This is a genomic window from Enterobacter sp. DTU_2021_1002640_1_SI_PRY_ASU_LCPMC_013 (assembly GCF_032389435.1).
Lineage (GTDB): Bacteria > Pseudomonadota > Gammaproteobacteria > Enterobacterales > Enterobacteriaceae > Enterobacter > Enterobacter hormaechei_C.
This window is the reverse complement of sequence record NZ_CP135594.1, coordinates 2139581-2145782: the sequence shown is the minus strand read 5'-3', so window position 1 is coordinate 2145782 and position 6202 is coordinate 2139581. Positions and strand designations below refer to the sequence as shown.

Genomic DNA, 6202 nt, shown 5'->3' with positions numbered 1-6202 from the left:
GCGTATTCCTGTGGATATGTCCACCAGAGGGATGTAGCTATCCTTGGGAAAAATCACCCATTATTGTCTGACTTATTTCGCGCAGAAAGGCGCGCCTTTTTTTAACTTAAATCAGGTAATTTCGCGGCAGCGTTTTTCTCTATTCCGATAAGCGGCAAGAGATTATCCACCGCAGAGGCGTAATTAATCGCCGCACTCCAGCCATCGTATTCAGCCATTATTTTCGCTGAGGTGGCAGACCAGACATCCTGCTCCACGCTGAGCAGATCGTTAATGCTGCGCTTGCTCAGGGTATATTCATTTTTGTAGACATCGCGGGCGCGCAACGCATTTTCCAGCTGACGTTTCCCGGCTTCCATTCGTCCACGCGCCCCGGTCCAGTCGGCCTGTGCGACGGAGGCTTTTTGCAGGACATCAAAACGGGCCTGATCGACCTGGGACGATGCCATTGCCCTTGCGCCCTCGGCCTGACGGACGCGCGCCGAGACCGCGCCGCCCTGATAAAGCGGTGCGTCAATATTGAGCTGGATCTGATCATCCCAGTACGCGCGATTATCAGACTCATAGCGGGTGCGGCCCCCTTTCAGGCTTAAGGTCGGCCAGTGCTGAGACCTGGCGGTTTCTACGCCGTACTGGGCTGAACGCTCCATGTTCTGCGCGGCCATCACCGTTGGGATCAGTGAATAATCAATCCGATTGAGAGAATCAGGTTCCACGGCCAGACCTCCCGGAACCGGTGAATAGCGTTCAGCCTGTATGCCAGTTAATACCGCCAGCCGCGCACGGGCGCTGTTCAGAGACGCATTATACTGCTCTACCGTCGCCTGCATCCCGGCGATACGGGTGCGGGTCTGAAGCTCATCAGAGGTGGAGCTTACGCCAGCATCGGCGCGGAGTTTTGCCAGCTGTTCAACGTTTTTAAGCGCCTGCACGTTCTCTTTTGCCGCCTGCAACAGATCGCTGTAGCGTTTTACTTCCACATAGCTGAGGGCCGTTTTTTCCGCGACGGCAGACATCGTGCTCATCAGCTGGTAGCGATAGCTGTCACGCTGAGCTGAAGACTGGCTGATGCTGTTATTGGTCTTGCCAAAATCGTACACCAGCTGCGTCAGGCTCAGGCCCCAGGCTGCGGAATTTCGCAACGAGCCGCTTGAATCGGTGGTCTGGCTATGACCTGTACTCCCGTTCAAGGCTATTTGTGGCATCCAGCCACTGCGCGCTTCGTCTATTTGTGCCTGGCCGATCCCCAGCTGCGCTGCCTGCTGGCTCACCGAGGGGTCGCGATCGAGAGCGAAAAGAATACTTTCTTTCATCGTCATTGCCGCAACGGGAGATATCCCCGCCTGGCCGTTATTTGCATTAGCCGCAGTCACCACCAGCGAAATTAAGGTCAGGGAGACAGATAATCTGAGCAACCTGTTATTGCATTTCATCTTCATAATATCCCCCGACTCCAGGTGATAGCCAAATAAATACCCAGGAAGAGGTACAAATAATTCTTCAGAAATCCCTCACCTCTTCTCGATTAATTTGGGTAATAGTTCCCCAAGCTCATTTCAATTGAGTTGAGAGCCGTTCAATCTCTTTTTTTCTTTTAAGAATTTACTTAAATATTTATTGATTCGCAGCATAACAAAATGTGATATGAGCAACCACACCCGCAATGTTAATGCGGTGTTACAAATAAGAAAAAAGATGGGGTTTCTGGACAAAACGTTATAAAAGGCCTTTAAGATGAAACAAATAAACCCCCTGTAATATAAAGAAAATTCTAAAATGCCCCGGTGTACATTTTTGCGTTAATTTCACCCCGAATCAGACACAAAGATTTTCAAAGAAATGTCAACTTAAGTAACACACCGAATAAAATTGAATTACTTTACTTTCAAAACAACAAATCATAGTTATATGCACTCATTTTTAATTACAAATTAGTTTAGAATTCCAATTAGAGCCAATAATTCGGCAACTTAAGCCAAATTTTCAAGTAAAACATAGCGATAACAACATGCCTAAAAGATACATACATGTTTTTGATGACTGATTAATGCGATATCAATAATCACATCATTAAACTGTTTTTGGATAACATCCCGCACCTGTCGCGATTCCCTTTCCTGCCAAATGCTGTAAACTGCGATTAATTGCGACATTTTGCAGGATACTGCCCCATGCATAAAACCGCCAGACAGAAATATGTGCTTGATATCATTACTGAGCAAGGCCAGGCCAGCATTACCGAGCTGGCAGAGCGATTGCAGGTTTCGGCGGACACCATCCGTCGCGATCTGACCGACCTGGAAAAACAGGGACTGGCACAAAAAAACCATGGCGGCGCCATCGCGCTAAATCTCTCGACGATGACCCGAGTAAGCAGGAATAGCTTGCTCCCTCAAATTAAGCAGCGGCTGGGTAAACAGGTTGCGCAATGCGTGCCTGCGGGCTCGACGCTTTTTCTGGACGCCGGAAGCACACTGCTGGCCGTTGCCTCTTTCCTACAGGGACCGCTGACCATCATCACCCCTTCTCTTGATATCGCCCAGCAGGTTAGCGATCGGGAAGATATTGACCTGATCCTGCTCGGTGGAAAGTGGGATCAGAAACAACGCCTGTTTGCCGGAAGCGCCACCCTCTCCCTGCTCTCTCGCTACCGGGCGGATATTGCCATCCTTGGCGCATGCGCCATCCATGCCGGGCTCGGATTGAGCGCCAGTCAGGAGGCGGATGCCGAAGTGAAGCGTGCCATGCTGGCCGCAAGCCAGGCGCACTGGGTCGTCGCCGACCATCTAAAACTCAACCAGTGCGAACCGTATCTGGTGTCAGGGTTATCCGAGATTCATCAACTGTTTTTAGATCGTCCCTGGGCAGAGCTCGGGGACCATAGCGCCTTGCAGGTTACCGTTTGCGCGCATTAACGTGGAGAAGGTCATGAATAAAGTGAAGACAATGAATATTGCGCTGATCGGGTATGGTTTTGTAGGTAAGACGTTCCATGCCCCGCTGATCCAGTCCGTCGAAGGCCTGAAGCTGGCGGTGGTCTCATCCCGGGATGAAGAGAAAGTGAAACGCGACCTGCCGGACGTCCTCGTTGTCGCCACGCCGGAAGAGGCCATTCAGCATCCGGATATCGACCTGGTGGTTATCGCCTCCCCTAACGCGACCCATGCGCCGCTGGCCACCCTGGCGCTCAATGCCGGCAAGCATGTGGTAGTGGATAAGCCGTTTACGCTGGATATGCAGGAAGCGCGAGATCTGATTGCGCTTGCGCAAGAAAAACAGCGCCTGCTCTCGGTCTTCCATAACCGCCGCTGGGATAGCGATTTTCTCGGTATTAAGCAGGTGATTGAGCAAGGCCGTATCGGCAAGGTGAAACATTTTGAGTCGCATATCGATCGTTTCCGCCCGGAGGTTCGCGTGCGCTGGAGAGAGCAAAACGTGCCCGGCAGCGGCCTGTGGTTCGACTTAGGCCCGCACATGATTGACCAGACGCTACAGCTTTTTGGTCTGCCGCTGTCGGTACAGGGCAACATCGCCACCCTGCGTGACGGCGCGGAGATTAACGACTGGGCGCACGTGGTGCTGAATTATCCAGAACACAAAGTGGTCCTCCATTGCAGCATGCTGGTGGCGGGTGGCGTTGCCCGCTTTACCGTCCACGGCGATAAGGCCAGCGTGGTGAAAGCACGCATCGACCAGCAGGAAGCCCAGCTGCTGGCAGGCGTCATTCCGGGTAGCGAAAGCTGGGGTGAAGACAGCGACGATATGGTGCTGTTTAATGCCCAGGGTGAAGCCAGCGCTATCCCTGCGCCAAAAGGCGACCAGCGGCAGTACTATATAAATGTGCGCGATGCCCTGAACGGCAAGATTGACAACCCGGTCCATCCGGTGGAAGCCCTGGCGGTGATGGCGGTGCTGGAAGCGGCGGTAAAATCTTCGGAAACGGGTTCAACTCAGGAACTGGACTTAACGGCGCAGGAGCGCGCGCAACTGCAATAAGCCGCAAAAAAATGCCCTGCGGGGTCGCAGGGCATTATCGGTTACTGACGCTTTTTCGGCATCATGCGCAGCAGCGTGTTGTCCTTCCAGAAGTAGTGATGCATCAGCGCGGCAAAGGCGTGCAAACCAATCACGAAGTACCCCAGATTCGCCAGCGTTACGTGCCACTCCTTTAGGGTATCCACCAGGTCAAAATTCCCCTCCGCCGCATGCGGCATCGTCAGGCCAAACGCAAACCAGTCATTTCCCCGGTTATACATCATCACCATGCCGATCAGCGGCAGCGCAATGAACAGCAGGTAGATTACCAGATGCCCGAGATGGGACAGCCCGGTGATCATCGCTTTTGGTTTCGGTTGAATAGGCGGAGCCGGGAATTTGAGGCGGATAAGCAGGCGCGCCACCATCAGCACCAGGATGCTGATCCCGCAGGAAACGTGGATCATATTAATAAGCGGACGATCGGTTCTTGGGAACCACCCTCTGAACTCCATGGCGCAATAGGCCATAATGACTAACAGAAAAACCAGCCAGTGAATGCTGATTTGCAGACCCGTATATTTTGTGCGCATGTTGTTTCCCGATAAAGAACCATTATCGCGCCAACATAACCACCTTTCCTGAAAATGTGAACCCCCTCGCATGGAGGGGGCTCCTGATTACGATTGCAAATAGACCACCTGCGTCTGCAAATACTCATTCAGACCGTGTTTGCCATCCGCCCCGCCGATACCGGATTTACGCCAGCCTGCATGGAAGCCCTGCATCGCTTCAAAGTTTTCACGGTTAATGTAGGTCTCGCCGAACTTAAGCCCCTTAATGGCTTTCATCGCGACGTTCAGGTCCTGCGTATAAACAGACGAGGTTAAACCGTAGTCGCTGTCGTTGGCCATGTTCAGCGCCTCTTCCAGGGTGTCGAATGCCACCACTGGCAGCACCGGGCCAAAGGTCTCTTCGTGCATGATGGCCATATCCTGACGTACGTCCAGCAGCAGCGTTGGGGGATAAAAATACCCTTTGCCTTCTGCCGCTTTACCGCCAAGGACCACTTTAGCCCCCTCCTGCACCGCGCGCGCCACCTTCTGCTCCACGCGCTCCAGCGCGGCGGCGTTGATCAGCGGCCCCATGGCAATATCCGTTCGCTCAGCCGGATTGCCAAACTGGACGGCTTTCATTGCCTCGCCCAGACGATTCACAAAGCGGTCGTAGATCCCCTTCTGGACATAGACACGTTCCGCACAGTTACACACCTGTCCGGTATTGATGACGCGTGAATCCACAATGGCCTTCACGGCCAGCTCGAGGTCGGCATCGTCCATCACGATGGCCGGGGCTTTACCGCCCAGCTCCAGCCCCACTTTGGTGATGTTTTTCGCCGCCGCAGCCATGATCTTTTCACCTGCCCCGACGCTGCCGGTCATGCTGACCATCGCCACTTTCGGGTTCCCGGCCAGCTCCTGTCCGACGGTTTCACCCCGGCCCAGCACAAGGTTAAAGACGCCTTTCGGCAGGCCAATCTCATCGACGATTTTGGCAAACGCAATGGCGTTGTTTGGGGTAAATTCGCTCGGCTTGATAACGATGGTGTTACCGGTGAGCAGCGCGGGAGCGAGCTTACGGGCAATCAGGAAGAAGGGGAAGTTCCACGGCAGAATGCCGGTGGTGACGCCCAGGGCACGCTTAAACACCAGAATATTTTCGCCCGGACGGTCGCTCTGAATGATTTCCCCTTCATAACGGCGCGCCCACTCGGCCATATAGTCGATATAGTCAGCGGTAAAGTTCACTTCCACTTCCGCCAGCTGCTGGATCTTGCCGCCTTCGGCCACAATCAGCGCGCTGATTTCACTGACGCGCTCGCGGATCCCGGCGGAAATTTTGCGTAGCCAGCTGGCGCGTTCAATAGCAGGCAGCGCCTCCCAGCCAGCCTGCGCGCGATCTGCCGCGTCAATGGCCTTGCGGGCGTCCTCGGCGCTGCCATCGGGAATACGGGAAATGACCTCTTCCGTGGCCGGATTGATCACGTCAATCCATGCATCACCCTGCCAGGCAACAAACTGTCCATCAATATACATAGGATGTTGTACGGGTACTGTCATAACCTGCTCCTGTAATCACACTGTTTTTAACAAGTAAACTTAATGTTAAAAACTATAATTACCGGGGCAATTGCCTACTCTATGAGTCTGTTTTTGTGAGATATCTC

Annotated in this window: 5 protein-coding genes; 2 read left to right on the top strand and 3 right to left on the bottom strand. The window is 53.3% G+C overall.

What is annotated here, in order from left to right:
• Positions 1-101 precede the first annotated feature (101 nt).
• A complete protein-coding gene (locus RS584_RS10265) occupies positions 102-1439 on the bottom strand; it encodes a TolC family outer membrane protein (RefSeq protein ID WP_023303703.1) in 1338 nt (445 codons plus the stop codon).
• A gap of 732 nt (positions 1440-2171) precedes the next feature.
• Here RS584_RS10265 and RS584_RS10260 point away from each other — a divergent pair.
• Together RS584_RS10260 and RS584_RS10255 are read left to right on the top strand one after the other, a co-directional pair.
• Entirely contained in the window at positions 2172-2915 is a 744-nt protein-coding gene (locus RS584_RS10260) for a DeoR/GlpR family DNA-binding transcription regulator (RefSeq protein ID WP_315749637.1), read from the top strand.
• A 13-nt stretch (positions 2916-2928) separates the two neighbouring features.
• Entirely contained in the window at positions 2929-3996 is a 1068-nt protein-coding gene (locus RS584_RS10255; RefSeq protein WP_315749635.1) for an oxidoreductase, read from the top strand.
• 41 nt (positions 3997-4037) lie between these two features.
• Here the strand turns inward: RS584_RS10255 and cybB are convergent, their stop codons facing one another.
• Complete coding sequence (cybB, locus tag RS584_RS10250; RefSeq protein ID WP_015570570.1) at positions 4038-4568, bottom strand: cytochrome b561; 531 nt, start codon at positions 4566-4568, stop codon at positions 4038-4040.
• An 87-nt stretch (positions 4569-4655) separates the two neighbouring features.
• Positions 4656-6095 (bottom strand): aldehyde dehydrogenase, encoded by a 1440-nt coding sequence (aldA, locus tag RS584_RS10245; RefSeq protein WP_023296575.1) that lies wholly within the window; start codon positions 6093-6095, stop codon positions 4656-4658.
• Positions 6096-6202: the final 107 nt, after the last annotated feature.

Coding starts and splice junctions, on each gene's coding strand:
- RS584_RS10265 (WP_023303703.1), bottom strand. CDS start 1,439: ATGAAGATGAAATGCAATAACAGGTTGCTCAGATTATCTGTCTCCCTG.
- RS584_RS10255 (WP_315749635.1), top strand. CDS start 2,929: ATGAATAAAGTGAAGACAATGAATATTGCGCTGATCGGGTATGGTTTT.
- cybB (WP_015570570.1), bottom strand. CDS start 4,568: ATGCGCACAAAATATACGGGTCTGCAAATCAGCATTCACTGGCTGGTT.
- aldA (WP_023296575.1), bottom strand. CDS start 6,095: ATGACAGTACCCGTACAACATCCTATGTATATTGATGGACAGTTTGTT.
- RS584_RS10260 (WP_315749637.1), top strand. CDS start 2,172: ATGCATAAAACCGCCAGACAGAAATATGTGCTTGATATCATTACTGAG.